We start from the raw sequence: 13,888 nt of genomic DNA on the forward strand, positions 1-13,888 counted from the left end.
GAGCGGACGACAGTAACTCAGTCGGCGGCGGCGGAGACGGGCTCTTTCGCTTCTTCGGTCATCGCGTCCGTGATACCGTTGGCGATGGCGAAGACGGCAGCCTTGTGGTCGGTCTTGGACTTGTGGATCGATGTCGGCTTCACGCCGAGTTCGGCGTACTCGTCGTGTTCGACCGGGGAACCGGTGTCTTCCTCGTAGTGCTCTTGTACCTGTGCAAGCAGGCCGTGAAGGTGAATGAGTTCCTGCTTTTTCATGGTCACCGCAACGTAGCGACTGGAGGGTTATAGTACTACTCTGACGAAGGTTAACACACGTACACCCGGGGACGCGCGAGCGGTGGCGTCGCCGCGGGTCATCCCCGAGTAGAGGGTCACAGACACCCGAGAGCCCCGACTACTGGCTGAAAGATTTTTGCCGGCGGCCGGACGAACACGGGGTATGAACTACGACGACATGCTCGACCGAGCGGTCGAGGAGACGCCGGAGGGAGCGGGGGAGTCAGAACGGTTCGAAGTCCCCGACCCGGAGGTGCGACAGGAGGGTAACGTCACTGTCTTCGAGAACTTCCGACAGGTGTGTCGCCGGCTGAACCGCGACCCCGAACACGTGATGAAGTTCCTCCAGAACGAGGTCGGCACCAGCGGCCACATCGACGAGAGCGGCCGCGCCAGACTCACCGGCGAGTTCGGCCAGCGCCGCGTCGGGGACGCGCTGGACGCCTACGTCGAGGAGTTCGTGCTGTGTTCGGAGTGTGGGCTACCGGACACCCGCCTCGAACGGGAGCAGGGAACGGTGGTACTCCGCTGTGAGGCCTGCGGGGCGCGGTCGCCGACGGGCGAGGACTGAGCGAACCCCGGGGGTCGGGAGCTACTGGAGTCCTTTCAACGTCTGGAGGTCGCGGTCCGTCCGCGTGAACTCGGCGAGGCGGCGGCTGGCGTGGCAGTTCGGACAGTGAAACGTGGTGTCGTGTTCGGGGAGGCTCGACGGCGTCGATTCCCAGTCTTTCGCGCATTCGGGGCAGAGCAACCGGACGAAGGCTTCCTCCATGTATGCTATTGACTCACATATCGAGACGACAAAAGCCTTGTCCTCGCCCCGGTGCCGTGCCGGGAACTGCGCCGGTTCAGGCGGGGACGCCGTCGGTTTCCAGCAGCTCCTTGTAGCGGTTGCGGATGGTGACCTCGGAGACGTCGGCGACCTCGCTGACCTCGCTCTGGGTGACCTTCTCGTTGGTCAGCAGGGCCGCCGCGTAGATGGCCGCCGCGGCGATGCCGACCGGCGACTTCCCCGAGAGGAGGCCGCCGTCGCGGGCGCTCCCGACGAGTTCCCGCGCCCGTCGCTCCGTCTCGTCGCTCAGGTCGAGGTCGGAGACGAACCGCGGGAGGTACTGCTCGGGGTCGGCGGGCTGGACTTCGAGACGGAGTTCCTTGACGACGTAGCGGTAGGTCCGCGTGAGTTCCATCTTGTCGACGCGGGAGACGCGCTCCATCTCGTCGAGCGACCGCGGGTGTCCGGCCTGCCGGGCGGCGGCGTACAGCGACGCCGTGGCGACGCCCTCGATGGAGCGGCCGGGCAGGAGGTCCTCGTCCAGCGCGCGGCGGTAGACGACGCTCGCTGTCTCGCGGACGCTCTGGGGCAGGCCGAGGGCGCTAGCCATGCGGTCGATTTCGCCGAGTGCCTGCTTGAGATTGCGCTCCTTGGAGTCGCGGGTGCGAAACCGCTCGTTCCACGTGCGCAGGCGCTGCATCTTCTGACGCTGGTCGCTGGAGAGCGCCCGTCCGTAGGCGTCCCTGTTCTGCCAGCCGATGTTTGTCGAGAGCCCCTTGTCGTGCATCATGTTCGTCGTCGGCGCGCCGACGCGGGACTTGGAATCGCGCTCGCTGGCGTCGAACGCGCGCCACTCGGGACCGCGGTCTATCTCGTCTTCCTCGACGACCAGTCCGCAGTCGCCACAGACCGTCTCGCCGTGTTCCGTGTCCGTAACGAGGTCGCCGCCACACTCCGGGCAGGTGTCGACGCTCTCTGTCGTCTCGGGCTGTTCGAGTTCGCTCTCTCGGTGCTGTTCGCGGGTGTTGACTGCTGATGACTCACTCATGGTATGGATGTCCCCGTTCTGCCGGTTGCAGAACGTTGAATAACCGCTGTGAACGTTCCGTTATCAAATAGTTAGTGAGGAAAGTATATAAATCTGTCGCCAAAATTCTCACAGATTGTACGGTACATGCCCTCTAACGCCACGATAGGGAGTAGCGCACGATTCTTTTTGATATATAAAAACACCGGACAAAACCGCCTGGCGGCGGGTCGGCGTCGCGGTTCGGGCGGCGGTGTCTCGGAGGCAGTCAGACCGTGAACAGGTGGCCCTCAGTCGGCACGTCGAACAGGCCGATTCGAGCGCCGGCGTCGAGCCACGCGTGCCCGTAGGAGAACGACGCGAGCGCGTTCACCGGGTCGTCGTCCGCGCGGAAGTGACGGCCGTCTTCGAGGTAGGCGGCGGCCATCTCCGCGCACTCCGCGGCGGCGTCGTGCATCGGCGTCCCCTCGGGCGGAGCGAGTTCGGCGGCGTCGAGCGCCTCCGCGAGCAGTCCCTCGTAGCGGTCGGTCTTCTCGGCGAGGTCGGCGGCCATACCCGACCCTGTCGGGGCGGCGGGGTAAGCGTGTCTGTACCGCTCCGACCCGACAGCACAAGCGTAATACGCGACCACAGAGTACATCAGACAATGACAGATACGCAGAACCACCACCGGCTCATCGTCGCCGGAACCGGCATCGCAGGCCTCACCGCGGCCATCTATGCGGCCAGAAGCAACAACGACCCGCTCGTCCTTGAAGGGGACGAACCGGGGGGACAGCTCACCCTCACCAGCGAAGTCGAGAACTACCCCGGCTTCCCGGAAGGCATCTCCGGGCCGGACCTCGTGAACAACATGAAAGAACAGGCCAAGCGCTTCGGCGCGGAGCTGGACCACGGCATCGTCGAGCGCGTCGGCGACAGCGAGCGCCCGTTCCGGGTCGAGCTATCGAACGGCGACGCCTACACCTGCGACGCCTTCATCGCCGCCTCGGGGGCCAGCGCCCGGACGCTCGGGGTACCGGGCGAAGACGAACTGATGGGCTACGGCGTCTCGACGTGTGCGACCTGCGACGGCGCGTTCTTCCGGGGCGAGGACATGCTCGTCGTCGGGGGCGGCGACGCCGCCTTCGAGGAGGCCGACTTCCTGACGAAGTTCGCCGACACCGTCTACCTCGCCCACCGGCGCGAGGAGTTCCGCGCCGAGGACTACTGGATAGACCGCGTCCAAGAGAAGGTCGACGACGGCGAGATAGAGATACTGCGCAACACGGAACTGCTCGAAGTCCACGGCTCGGCCGAGGACGGCGTCGACTACGTCACGCTCGCCCAGAACGACGCGGGCCACCCCTCCGAGCGCCTCGACGAGGCGGCGACGGAACAGTTCGACTTCGACGTGGGCGCGGTGTTCGTCGCCATCGGCCACACGCCAAACACCGGCTACCTCGAAGACACCGGCGTCGAACTGGACGAGACGGGGTACATCCGGACCACGGACGGCGCGGGCGGGGGCCAGACCGCTACCGGCGTCGACGGCCTGTTCGGGGCCGGCGACGTGGTCGACTACCACTACCAGCAGGCGGTCACCGCCGCCGGGATGGGGAGTAAGGCCGCGATAGACGCCGACGAGTACCTCGAAGGGCTCCCCGAGACGGCGACCGACGCGGACGCCGAGGCGGCCGCCGAAGCCGACGACTGAGCGCGAGTGTCCGAGCGCGGCCGGTCCGGGACCAGCATCACAGCCCCTTTAGGTCGGTCCGCCGAAGACGGTCCATGGCAGACGACACTGTCACCCTGACCATCGAGAGCGACGACGCGACCGACGAACTAGAAGTCCCCAGCGGCCTCGTCGACATCCTCCGGGAACAGCCCGACGAGACGGACCCGGAAGTCGTCGGCGACATCGCCATGTTCGGCCTCGCCCAGCGCATCCACAGCGCGGTCCACCACGGGCAGGGCGACCCCGACGAGGAGATAGCGGCGCTCGAGGAACTGACGCTCGACCTCTTCGAGGAGCGGTTCGGGGCCACGTTCGGCGACCTGACCGGCCACGACCACTGAGTCGTCACGCCGCCCGCTTTTCACACCGTCCAGCGGAGCAAGACGCCGTCGTCGACGCGCTCCACGTCGGTCAGTTCGAGACGCGGGAACTCGTCGACGAAGCCGTCCCCGTCGGCCAGCGTCGGCGCGTCCCGGCCGCCGACCAGCGTCGACCCGACGAACACCGAGAGTTCGTCGACCAGCCCCTCCTCGAAGAGGCTGAAGATTAGCTCCCCGCCGCCCTCGACCATCAGTTGGTCGATACCCTCGCCTTCCAGTTTCGCCAGCGCCGTCGTCAGGTCCACGCGGTCCGCGCCGGCCGCGAGGACGTACGCGCCCGCGTCCTCCATCTGCTCGACGAAGTCCGTCGGCGCGGCCTCGCTGACGAGTAGGTACGTCTCGGCGCGGTCGTCGAGCAGCGTCGCGTCCGGCGGTGTCCGGACGCGGGAGTCGGCGACCACGCGAGCAGGGTTTTCGGGTTCGCCGGCCGCGACGCGGGCCTCGCGGCGGTCCGGGTCGTCGACGGTCAGCGAGGGGTCGTCGGCGATGACGGTGCCGACGCCGACCATGACCGCGTCGCTGTCCGCTCGGAGTCGGTCGACGCGGTCGAAGTCGTCCGGCCCGGAGATGTCGACCTGCTCGCGGCGGCGCGAGGAGAGCTTCCCGTCGGCGCTCATCGCGGCGTTGACGACGACGTGCATGGCTACCGGCAAGCGGGTCGGCCAAAAACGGGTTTCGGTTCGCCCCTGCTCAGGTCGTCTTCGTCGGCCGTTCGGCGAGCTTTCGCACGTCGAGGGTCTTGGTCTCTCCGCCGGCGGTCCGGAGGTTGCAGTCGGTCCCGTCGAGGACCATCTCGTCGACGTCGAGGACGGCCTCGGTCGTCCAGCCCTCGAATCTGACCATCCCCGCCTCGTCTATCTCGACGAACGTCTTCGGTCGCTCGCTGCTCCCCAGCGTCCAGCTATCGTCGCCCAGCGATATCTCTTGGTCGCCGGACTCCGCCCACCGGAACACGCAGACGTGCTGGGTCCGCGACTCGCCGCCGCGGTCGTGGTCGACCCGTTCCCACACCTCGTAATCGACGCCGAAGTGCGCGGCCCACAGCTCCAGATACTCGAAGTCGAACTTCTTCTTGCCGCCGTTGTCGCGCCCGCTGCGCCAGATGACGTGGGACGCCGACGGCTTCGACCCGAAGATGTCAGCCACGGCGGACCGCCTCCAGTCCGCTCCGAGCGCCGCGGCCGAACCGCCCGTCGTTCGCGGTCGCGACACCGCTGACCCAGTCCGCGTGTCGCGTCTCGCGCCGTCTCCGACAACACTGACCCATGTGCGCCGATTGTCAGTATCACATATTAAAATTTGGGCGTATTTTCCGGCTCTTTTATATACTAGCGAGCTACAGCGGCGGCTCACAAACCCTTTTCCCCGCCCCCGTCGAACGTCCGGGCGATGTCTCTCGAAGACCATGCCGAGGAACTCGCCTCCGACCTCGGCGTCGACAAAGAGGAGGTCAGACGCGACTTGGAGAACCTCGTGAACTACTCGGTGCCGATGGACGAGGCCAAGCAGAGCCTCCGCCGGAAGTACGGCGACGGCGGCGGCGGTGGTGGCGACGCCACGCCGTCCAGTAAGCCCGTCGTCGAGGTGTCGACCGACGACTCGAACGTGACCGTCACGGCCGTCGTCCTCACGTCAGGCCGCCGGTCCATCCAGTACAACGGCGAGCAACACGTCATCCGCGAGGGCGAACTCGCCGACGAGTCGGGCAGGATATCCTACACCGCGTGGGACGGCTTCGACGCCGACCTCGAACCCGGGCAGACGCTCGAACTCGGCAACGCCGGCGTCCGCGAGTGGGACGGCAACCCCGAACTCAATCTCGGGCAGAGCACGCAGGCCACCGCCGCCGAGGAGGCGGTCTCGGTCCCCTACGAGGTCGGCGGCGGGGCCGACCTGCGGGAGCTGGACCCCGGCGACCGCGGCGTGACCGTCGACGTGCAGGTCGTCGAGTGCGAGGAGAAGGTCATCGACGGCCGCGACGGCGAGACGACCATCCTCAGCGGCGTGTTGGGCGACGAGAGCGGCCGCCTTCCCTTCACCGACTGGGACCCCCACGAGGAGATTAGCGAGGGGGCGTCAGTCCGAATCACCGAGGCGTTCGTCCGGGAGTTCCGCGGCGCACCCTCTGTCAACGTCTCGGAGTTCTCGACGGTCGAGGCGCTCGATTCGCCCGTCCCCGTCGCCGAGGACGCCCCGCGCCTCTCCGTCGGCGAGGCCGTCTCGCAGGGCGGTCTGTTCGACGTGGAACTGGCCGGCAACGTCATCGAGATACGCGACGGCTCGGGGCTCATCGAGCGCTGTCCGGAGTGTGGCCGCGTCGTCCAGAACGGTCAGTGTCGCTCCCACGGCAGCGTCGAGGGGGAGGACGACCTCCGGACGAAAGCCATCCTCGACGACGGCACCGGCACCGTCACCGCCATCCTCGACGACGACCTGACCTCACAGGTGTACGGCGGCGACTTGGACGACGCCCGCGAGCACGCCCGCGACGCGATGGACCGCGAAGTCGTCGCGGAGCGCATCGCCGAGCGCGTCGTCGGCCGCGAGTACGTCGTCCGCGGCTCGCTGTCGGTCGACGAGTACGGGGCGAACCTCACCGCGGAGTCGTTCGCCGAGGCCGGCGACGACCCGGCGGCCCGCGCCCGTGACCTGCTGGCGGAGGTGGCGGAATGAGCGAGTCCGAGTCCGACGGCGGCGGCGCGGGCCGCCGCGAGGTCGCCCACCGCCTGTTCGCCGCCGAGTTCGACGACGCCGACTTCTCGTACTCGGAGTCCGACGAGGAGCGCGCTCCCAACTACGTCGTCACGCCGACGGGCGCGCGGGTCAACCGCCTGTTCCTCGTCGGCGTCCTCACCGAACTGGAGCGGGTCAACGAGGAGGTGCTGCGCGCCCGCGTCGTCGACCCGACCGGCGCGTTCGTCGTCTACGCCGGTCAGTACCAGCCCGACGAACTGGCCTTCCTCGAAGGGGTCGAGCCGCCGCTGTTCGTCGCCGTCACCGGGAAAGCCCGGACCTTCGAACCCGACGACGGCGACCGGGTATTCACCTCTGTCCGGCCCGAGAGCATCAGCGAGGTCGACGCCGACACGCGGGACCGCTGGGTCGTCCAAGCCGCCGAGCAGACCGTCGCCCGCGTCGGCCGGATAGCCAGCGCCAAGCACAGCGGCCTCGCCGGCGACGCCCTCCGGGAGTCGTTGGTCGAGGACGGGGTCGACGAGAGCCTCGCGGCCGGTATCCCGCTGGCGCTCGACCGCTACGGCACGACGGGCGACTATCTGGCGGCGCTGCGGGACCTCGCGTTCGACGCCGCCCGCGTCGTCGCCGGCGAGGTCGACGAGGCAGGGACCCTCTCGCTGTCGCCCGGCGACGGGACCGACGACCCGCTCCCCGTGCTGGCCGACCGCTCGCTCGACGCCGACGCGACGGCGGCCGCGAGCGCGGAGGCGGACGCAGACACGGACGCGGACGCAGAGACCGTCTCGGTGCCCGGCACACCCGACGCCGGCGACGACGGCGAGCCGACGCCCGAGTCCGGCGACGCACCGGCCGACGCCGGGACCGCCGTCCCGGACGAGAGCGAGGCCGCCGCGGCCGCGGACCCCGAACCATCGGCGGAACCGGCGGGGGCCGACGACGGCGGACCGGCGGGCGAACCGGGCGAGAGCGAACCGGCCGGGAGCGACCCCGTCGAGAGCGACCCCGTCGACGACGAGGCCGGCGTCGACACCGGTGACGCTGACGACGACATCGGCGACTTCGACACGGAGTTCGAACTCGACGATGACGAGCGGGCGGAGATAGAGTCCGAGTACGGCACCGACTTCCAGTCGGGCACGGAGGTCGACGACGCAGGCGAGGCCGACATCGAGACGCCCGACCCCGAGGAACTGTCGGAGGCGGAGGCCGCCGACGCCGGCGCGCCCGCGGAGGCCGCCGACGCCGAGGCGGCACCGGAATCGGGCGGCGCGCCGGCCGGGACGGAGTCGCCGTCGCCGGACGCCGACGCCGCGACGAGCGACGCGGTCGCCGAGACGCCCGAGACCGGAACGGACGCGGGTGCCGACGAGACGGCGGGCGGGGCCGACGACGCGGACGCAGAGGCGGACGTGGACCTCGAAGACGCCGTCATGGACGCGATGGACGAACTGAACGAGGGCGACGGAGCCGACCGCGAGGCCGTCGTCGAGACAGTCGTCGAGCGCCACGGGGCCAACCACGAGGCCGTCGAGGACGCCGTCCAAGACGCGCTGATGGGCGGGCGCTGCTACGAGCCCGAAGACGGGAAGCTCACGCCCATCTGAGCGCGAGCCGCGCCGCTTTTCTCCGCGCGTCACCAACCCGACGGCGATGCGCGTCGAACCGCTCCCCGGCAGCCCGGCCGCCCGCGTCGACGCTGACGGGCAGCGGCTGCTCGTGCTGGCGGACTACCACGCCGGCATCGAGGCGGGGCTTCGTCGCGAGGGGGTCGAACTCCGGTCGGCCGCGGCCGACCGCCGGGAGCGACTGCTCGGGCTGGTCGACCGCGTCGCCCCGGACCGACTGGTCGTCGTCGGTGACCTCGGCCACGCCGTCGGCGACCCGTTCGACGACGAGCGCGCGGAACTGGCGGCGCTTTTCGACGCCCTCCCCGTACCGGCGACGCTCGTCAAGGGAAACCACGACGGCGACCTCGAACCCGTCCTCGCGGGTCTCGACGCGGACGTGACCGTCGCGCCGGCCCACGGCACCCGCATCGGGGACGCGGGCTTCGTCCACGGCCACACGTGGCCCGCGCCGGACGTACTCGACGCCGCGGTGGTCTGCATGGGCCACGAACACCCGGTCGTGCGGCTCGAAGACGGCGTCGGCGGGGCGCGGAAGGAGCGGGCGTGGCTCCGTGGCTCGCTGGACCCGACCCCCTTCGAGTCGTTCCACGACGCGCCCGTCGAGACGGACGCCGACCTCGTGGTCTGTCCGGCGTTCAACGACCGCTCGGGCGGGACGTGGGTCAACGTCGACGGACAGGAGTTCCTCGCGCCCTTCCTCCCCGGGGCGCTGTCCGAGGCCGAGGCGTTCCTGCTCGACGGGACGCGGCTGGGCCGGTATCGGCGGGTCTAGCCGCCGAGGGCGGCTTCGAGGCGGTCGACGAGGGCGGCGTCGCCCAGAAACGTCGCGGTCCGGTCGTGGAGGCCGTCGGGGGCGACGGCGAGCAGCGACCCGGACCCGTCCGAGGAGCCGCCGCCAGCGGACTCGACGAGGTAGGCCAGCGGCGCGGCCTCGAAGTGGACCCGGAGCTTCCCGTCGGGGTACGTCTCGGTCTCGGGGTAGCCAAAGAGTCCGCCGTACTCCAGCACCTGCGCGAGGTCGGCGACGGTCGCGCCGCCGTAGCGTGGTTTCAGTTCGCGCTCCAACCGCTCGGCGAAGGCGTTGAACGCGTCGCTTCGCTCGCTGGTCTTGCCGGCGAGGCCGACGACGGTCGGCTCGGCGGGCAGTTCGAAGGTGCCCCAGCGCTCGCTGTGGCCGTCCCGCAGGAGGTACTCGCGAACCACGTCGCGGTCCTCGCGGGCGACGGTCATCGTCGTGTAGGGGCCGTACAGTACCATCACCGAGGCGACCATCTCCCGGCCGCTGGCGGGCAGGGCGGCGTCGTAGACCCCGACGATGGTGCCCACGGAGTTGTTCGAGGCGAGGTTCGAGGAGCCGTCGAGCGGGTCGATGGCGACGGCGTAGCCCTCGCCGCAGTCGACGACGTCGTCGCGCTCCTCGCTGGCGTACTGCCCGACGCCGTCGAGGTAACACAGCGCGTCGGCGAAGAGGTCGTCGGCCCACACGTCGGCCCCCACCTGTCGCTCGCCGCTGGGGTTGGTGCCGGCGCTCCGGCCGGCGTAGTTCGGGAGGTTGCGGCTGACGTAGTAGGCCGTGTCGGAGACGGCGCGGACGAGTTCGTCGAGCGCGTTCATCGCTCACCTGCGTCGAGTCGTTCGGTCACGATAGTCGACGATGGGACGGGGAGGTACATCAAACGTGGTCCTCGGGCATGAGGGCCGCGAAGGGCCGGTCGGCCAGCCAGTCGGCGAGGCCACAGAGGTTCTCCAGCGCGGCCTCGAACAGCTCCGCACCGATGTCCGCGGAGGCGTCGGTCTGGTCGCCGACGACGCCGTTGGGGCTGTTGTCGATGGTGTCGTAGAAGGTCCGTGCGCCGTGGACGCGGCCGGTCGAGCCGTCGAACTCGGCTAGCCCACCGTCCCGGGCCGCCTCGATGCGGTCCTCGTGGACCAACTCCGGCGCGAGGTGCTGTATCAGCGAGGTCTCCTTGGGTCCGCCGTGGGGGCCGGGCGTCTCGAAGACCTCCTCGATGCGCTCCGTGATGCTCTCGTCCCACATCCACTCGATGGCGTACATCTCGCCGTCGTCGCGCAGCCGCCGGCCGACCTCCCGGAGGTGGTCGACGTTGCCACCGTGGGCGTTGACGTAGACGACGCGGTCGACGCCGTGGTACGAGAGGTTCCGCGTGAGGCTCTCGACGTAGTCCCGGAAGGCGGGGGCGTCGGCCCACATCGTCCCGTGAAACTGGCGGTGGTGGGGACTCACGCCGACGGTTATCGTCGGCGTACAGAGGTAACCCGTCCGCTCGGCGGCGGCGCGGGCGAACGCCTCGGCGATGATGTGGTCGGTGCCCTCGGGGAGGTGGGGGCCGTGCTGTTCGGTCGACCCGAGCGGGACCAGCGCCAGCGACTCCGACTCGAAGTACGACTCCAAGTCCGGCCACGCCTCGTCTGCGAGGTACATATCCACCGTAGGCCCGGCACGGCCTTGAACGTGGGGACGCGACGGCGCGGCGGCAGACCGCCCGAGCCGGGGATACAACGCGCTTAACCCCGTCCGGTCGCTAATGGGGCCGATGAGTGACGGGGCCACGCGCGGGGCCGACGCGTTCGCGCGGTTGGGCGAATCGGTCAGGGAGGCCCTCTCCGAGCGGGGGTTCACGACGCCGACCGAACCTCAGCGGAAGGCCATTCCGGCGCTGGCGGCGGGCCGGGACGCCCTCGTGGTCGCGCCGACCGGGACCGGGAAGACGGAGACGGCGATGCTGCCGGTGTTCGACGCCTTGGCCGACGAGGAACGGTTCGGCATCGGCGCGCTCTACGTCACGCCCCTGCGCGCGCTGAACCGGGACATGCGCGAGCGGTTGGAGTGGTGGGGCGAGACGCTCGACCTCGACGTGGACGTGCGCCACGGCGACACGACGGACTACCAGCGCCAGAAGCAGGCCGACGACCCGCCGGACGTGCTTGTGACCACGCCCGAGACGCTACAGGCGATGCTGACGGGGTCGAAGCTCCGGACCGCGCTCGAAGACGTGACCCACGTCGTCGTCGACGAGGTCCACGAACTCGCCGCGGCCAAGCGCGGGGCGCAGATGACCGTCGGACTGGAGCGCCTGCGGGAACTCGCCGACGACGTCCAGCGAATCGGCCTCTCGGCGACGGTCGGCGACCCAGAGGAGGTCGGGCGCTTCCTCACCGGCGGCCGGGGCTGTGCCGTCGTCGAGGTCGACCTCGGGAGCCGTCTCGACGTGTCGGTGGTCCGCCCGCAGGTGACCGAGCGCGACGAGCGACTCTCCAGCGAACTCGTCACCGACGCGGAGACGGCCAGCCACGTCCGGTTCATCGACGACCTGATAGCCGACCACGACTCCGTCCTGCTGTTCGTCAACACTCGACAGACAGCGGAGGCGCTGGGGTCGCGGTTCAAGGAACTCGGGACGGACCTCGGCGTCCACCACGGCTCGCTGTCGAAGGAGGCCCGCATCGAGGTCGAGGACGCGTTCAAGGCCGGCGAACTGGACGCCCTGCTGTGTACCTCCTCGATGGAGCTGGGCATCGACGTGGGCCACGTCGACCACGTCGTCCAGTACGGCAGTCCGCGGCAGGTCTCCCGGCTCGTCCAGCGGGTCGGCCGCGCCGGCCACCGGCGGGACGAAGTCTCGTCCGGGACCGTCGTGACGACCCACCCCGACGACACGCTGGAGGCCCTCGCCATCGCCCGGCAGGCACAGGCTGGCGACGTGGAACCGGCCGAGATACACGACGGGAGCTTAGACACCGTCGCCAACCAGATAGCCGGCCTCGTGATGGACACCGGCGAGCGCCGGGCGATGGAGGCCTACGAGGTGTTGACCGACGCCTCCCCGTTCCGAGACCTCTCCGAGAGCGACTTCAAGGCCGTGGTGCGCGAACTGGCCGAGAACAACGTTGTCTGGCTCGACGAGGACCGCGACGCTATCGAGAAGCGCCGCGGCACGTGGCAGTACTTCTACCAGAACCTCTCGATGATACCCGACGAGGCGACCTACGACGTGGAGGACGTGGCCTCCGGCCAGCAGGTCGGGACCCTCGACGAGCGGTTCGTCGTCAACTTCGCCACGCCCGGCGAGGTGTTCGTCCAGCGCGGCGAGATGTGGCGCATCACGAACATCGACGCGGACGAGGAGACGGTGACGGTCTCGCCCATCGAGGACCCGGCCGGCGAGGTGCCTTCGTGGGTCGGACAGGAGATTCCGGTGCCCCGCGCCGTCGCCGAGGAGGTCGGCGAGATACGCCGGGTCGCCGGCGAGCAGTTGCAGGCCGGCGCGCCGCTGGCGTCGGTCGCATCCCACGTGGCTGGCCGGTACGACGGGGACAGCGACACTGTCGCGTCCGGCCTCTCGCAACTGGAGGGTCACGACGCGCCGATTCCCGACGCGGAGACCGTCCTCGTCGAGTTCCACGGCCGCGAGGTGGTCGTCAACGCACCCTACGGCCACAAGGTCAACGAGACGCTGGGGCGCGTGTTGTCGGCGCTGCTGGGCCAGCGGGCCGGCTCCTCGGTGGCGATGGAGGTCGACCCCTACCGCATCGAACTGGAGGTGCCCCGGCGGATTACCGCCGGCGACGTCGTCGAGGTGCTGGAGGAGACCGACCCCGAACACCTCGACGCGCTCGTCGAACTGAGCCTGAAAAACGCCGACGCGCTGAAGTTCAAACTCGCGCAGGTCGCCACCAAGTTCGGGTCGCTCAAGCGCTGGCGGGGCCGGGGGTCGACGGAGTTCGGCCGGGACCGCCTGCTCGCGGCGCTGGAGGACACCCCGATGTACGACGAGGCGCTGCGCGAGGTGCGCCACGAGGACCTCGCCGTCGAGGAGACGGCCGCGCTGCTGGCGTCGCTGCAGTCCGGCGAGATAGCGTTAGAGACGGTGGCCGAGCGGACGCCGGTCGGCGCGGGCGGGCGCTCCTCGGGCCGGGAACTGCTCTCGCCGGAGAACGCCGACGCCAGCGTCATCGAGACGGTCAGAGAGCGCATCCAGAGCGACCGCGTCATCCTCCTGTGCCTGCACTGTCAGGACTGGGAGCGGACCCAGCAGGTCGGGCGCGTGCGCGACCAGCCGACCTGTCCCGAGTGCGGGTCGACCCACGTCGCCGCGTTGAACCCGTGGGCCGACGAGGTGGTCGCGGCCGTGCGAGTCGACGACAAGGACGACGAGCAGGAGAAGATGACCGAGCGGGCCTACCGGGCCGGCTCGCTCGTCCAGAGCCACGGCAAGCAGGCGGTCGTCGCGCTGGCGGCCCGCGGGGTCGGCCCGCACAACGCCGCGCGCATCATCAACCGCCTCCGGGAGGACGAAGACGAGTTCTACCGCGACATCCTCAGGCAGGAGCGGGAGTACGCGCGCACCCAGTCGTTCTGGGAGTAGCCGTT

Annotated in this window: 15 protein-coding genes; 7 read left to right on the forward strand and 8 right to left on the reverse strand. The window is 69.6% G+C overall.

Going from position 1 to position 13,888, the window contains the following annotated elements:
* Window positions 1-17 precede the first annotated feature (17 nt).
* Window positions 18-254, reverse strand: a complete 237-nt coding sequence (locus ACV7JO_RS07335; RefSeq protein WP_470355688.1) for a UPF0058 family protein — start codon at window positions 252-254, stop codon at window positions 18-20.
* Window positions 255-438: 184 nt separating this feature from the next.
* On the opposite strand from ACV7JO_RS07335, the gene ACV7JO_RS07340 reads away from it, so the two are divergent.
* Window positions 439-846 (forward strand): translation initiation factor IF-2 subunit beta, encoded by a 408-nt coding sequence (locus ACV7JO_RS07340; RefSeq protein ID WP_470355689.1) that lies wholly within the window; start codon window positions 439-441, stop codon window positions 844-846.
* A gap of 21 nt (window positions 847-867) precedes the next feature.
* Here the strand turns inward: ACV7JO_RS07340 and ACV7JO_RS07345 are convergent, their stop codons facing one another.
* From ACV7JO_RS07345 to ACV7JO_RS07355, 3 genes are all read right to left on the reverse strand, one after another.
* Entirely contained in the window at window positions 868-1,047 is a 180-nt protein-coding gene (locus tag ACV7JO_RS07345) for a DUF7836 family putative zinc-binding protein (RefSeq protein ID WP_470355690.1), read from the reverse strand.
* Between the two features lie 76 nt (window positions 1,048-1,123).
* On the reverse strand, window positions 1,124-2,095 hold the full coding sequence (locus ACV7JO_RS07350; RefSeq protein WP_470355691.1) for a transcription initiation factor IIB: 972 nt from the start codon (window positions 2,093-2,095) through the stop codon (window positions 1,124-1,126).
* Window positions 2,096-2,342: 247 nt separating this feature from the next.
* Complete coding sequence (locus ACV7JO_RS07355) at window positions 2,343-2,627, reverse strand: DUF357 domain-containing protein (RefSeq protein ID WP_470355692.1); 285 nt, start codon at window positions 2,625-2,627, stop codon at window positions 2,343-2,345.
* A gap of 93 nt (window positions 2,628-2,720) precedes the next feature.
* On the opposite strand from ACV7JO_RS07355, the gene ACV7JO_RS07360 reads away from it, so the two are divergent.
* Together ACV7JO_RS07360 and ACV7JO_RS07365 are read left to right on the forward strand one after the other, a co-directional pair.
* Window positions 2,721-3,770 (forward strand): NAD(P)/FAD-dependent oxidoreductase, encoded by a 1,050-nt coding sequence (locus ACV7JO_RS07360; RefSeq protein WP_470355693.1) that lies wholly within the window; start codon window positions 2,721-2,723, stop codon window positions 3,768-3,770.
* A 74-nt stretch (window positions 3,771-3,844) separates the two neighbouring features.
* The gene (locus ACV7JO_RS07365) at window positions 3,845-4,132 is read left to right on the forward strand and encodes a DUF7545 family protein (protein WP_470355694.1); all 288 of its coding nucleotides are present in this window, start codon (window positions 3,845-3,847) and stop codon (window positions 4,130-4,132) included.
* Between the two features lie 20 nt (window positions 4,133-4,152).
* On the opposite strand, the gene ACV7JO_RS07370 is transcribed toward ACV7JO_RS07365, so the two are convergent.
* Entirely contained in the window at window positions 4,153-4,812 is a 660-nt protein-coding gene (locus ACV7JO_RS07370) for a 2,5-diamino-6-(ribosylamino)-4(3H)-pyrimidinone 5'-phosphate reductase (RefSeq protein WP_470355695.1), read from the reverse strand.
* Between the two features lie 49 nt (window positions 4,813-4,861).
* Window positions 4,862-5,317, reverse strand: a complete 456-nt coding sequence (locus ACV7JO_RS07375; protein ID WP_470355696.1) for a hypothetical protein — start codon at window positions 5,315-5,317, stop codon at window positions 4,862-4,864.
* A gap of 243 nt (window positions 5,318-5,560) precedes the next feature.
* Here ACV7JO_RS07375 and ACV7JO_RS07380 point away from each other — a divergent pair, with 243 nt between their 5' ends.
* The 3 genes from ACV7JO_RS07380 to ACV7JO_RS07390 are packed head-to-tail and all read left to right on the forward strand — an operon-like array spanning window position 5,561 to window position 9,268.
* Window positions 5,561-6,844 (forward strand): Single-stranded DNA binding protein, encoded by a 1,284-nt coding sequence (locus ACV7JO_RS07380; RefSeq protein WP_470355697.1) that lies wholly within the window; start codon window positions 5,561-5,563, stop codon window positions 6,842-6,844.
* Window positions 6,841-8,472, forward strand: coding sequence for an RPA family protein (locus ACV7JO_RS07385; protein ID WP_470355698.1), 1,632 nt, complete (start codon window positions 6,841-6,843; stop codon window positions 8,470-8,472). Before ACV7JO_RS07380 ends, ACV7JO_RS07385 begins: the two co-directional genes overlap by 4 nt.
* Before the next feature lie 46 nt (window positions 8,473-8,518).
* Window positions 8,519-9,268, forward strand: a complete 750-nt coding sequence (locus tag ACV7JO_RS07390) for a metallophosphoesterase (RefSeq protein WP_470355699.1) — start codon at window positions 8,519-8,521, stop codon at window positions 9,266-9,268.
* Here ACV7JO_RS07390 and ACV7JO_RS07395 read toward each other — a convergent pair.
* The gene (locus ACV7JO_RS07395) at window positions 9,265-10,110 is read right to left on the reverse strand and encodes a class 1 fructose-bisphosphatase (RefSeq protein WP_470355700.1); all 846 of its coding nucleotides are present in this window, start codon (window positions 10,108-10,110) and stop codon (window positions 9,265-9,267) included. The genes ACV7JO_RS07390 and ACV7JO_RS07395 overlap by 4 nt on opposite strands.
* Window positions 10,111-10,168: 58 nt before the next feature.
* On the reverse strand, window positions 10,169-10,939 hold the full coding sequence (locus ACV7JO_RS07400; RefSeq protein WP_470355701.1) for a creatininase family protein: 771 nt from the start codon (window positions 10,937-10,939) through the stop codon (window positions 10,169-10,171).
* Window positions 10,940-11,051: 112 nt separating this feature from the next.
* Here ACV7JO_RS07400 and ACV7JO_RS07405 point away from each other — a divergent pair, with 112 nt between their 5' ends.
* Window positions 11,052-13,883: a DEAD/DEAH box helicase gene (locus tag ACV7JO_RS07405; RefSeq protein ID WP_470355702.1), complete on the forward strand. Its 2,832-nt coding sequence runs from the start codon at window positions 11,052-11,054 to the stop codon at window positions 13,881-13,883.
* The last annotated feature ends 5 nt before the right edge of the window (window positions 13,884-13,888 follow it).

The sequence above is a fragment of the Haloarcula sp. MBLA0138 genome (assembly GCF_055632455.1).

Coding starts and splice junctions, on each gene's coding strand:
- ACV7JO_RS07335 (WP_470355688.1), bottom strand. CDS start 254: ATGAAAAAGCAGGAACTCATTCACCTTCACGGCCTGCTTGCACAGGTA.
- ACV7JO_RS07340 (WP_470355689.1), top strand. CDS start 439: ATGAACTACGACGACATGCTCGACCGAGCGGTCGAGGAGACGCCGGAG.
- ACV7JO_RS07345 (WP_470355690.1), bottom strand. CDS start 1,047: ATGGAGGAAGCCTTCGTCCGGTTGCTCTGCCCCGAATGCGCGAAAGAC.
- ACV7JO_RS07350 (WP_470355691.1), bottom strand. CDS start 2,095: ATGAGTGAGTCATCAGCAGTCAACACCCGCGAACAGCACCGAGAGAGC.
- ACV7JO_RS07355 (WP_470355692.1), bottom strand. CDS start 2,627: ATGGCCGCCGACCTCGCCGAGAAGACCGACCGCTACGAGGGACTGCTC.
- ACV7JO_RS07360 (WP_470355693.1), top strand. CDS start 2,721: ATGACAGATACGCAGAACCACCACCGGCTCATCGTCGCCGGAACCGGC.
- ACV7JO_RS07365 (WP_470355694.1), top strand. CDS start 3,845: ATGGCAGACGACACTGTCACCCTGACCATCGAGAGCGACGACGCGACC.
- ACV7JO_RS07370 (WP_470355695.1), bottom strand. CDS start 4,812: ATGCACGTCGTCGTCAACGCCGCGATGAGCGCCGACGGGAAGCTCTCC.
- ACV7JO_RS07380 (WP_470355697.1), top strand. CDS start 5,561: ATGTCTCTCGAAGACCATGCCGAGGAACTCGCCTCCGACCTCGGCGTC.
- ACV7JO_RS07385 (WP_470355698.1), top strand. CDS start 6,841: ATGAGCGAGTCCGAGTCCGACGGCGGCGGCGCGGGCCGCCGCGAGGTC.
- ACV7JO_RS07390 (WP_470355699.1), top strand. CDS start 8,519: ATGCGCGTCGAACCGCTCCCCGGCAGCCCGGCCGCCCGCGTCGACGCT.
- ACV7JO_RS07395 (WP_470355700.1), bottom strand. CDS start 10,110: ATGAACGCGCTCGACGAACTCGTCCGCGCCGTCTCCGACACGGCCTAC.
- ACV7JO_RS07400 (WP_470355701.1), bottom strand. CDS start 10,939: ATGTACCTCGCAGACGAGGCGTGGCCGGACTTGGAGTCGTACTTCGAG.
- ACV7JO_RS07405 (WP_470355702.1), top strand. CDS start 11,052: ATGAGTGACGGGGCCACGCGCGGGGCCGACGCGTTCGCGCGGTTGGGC.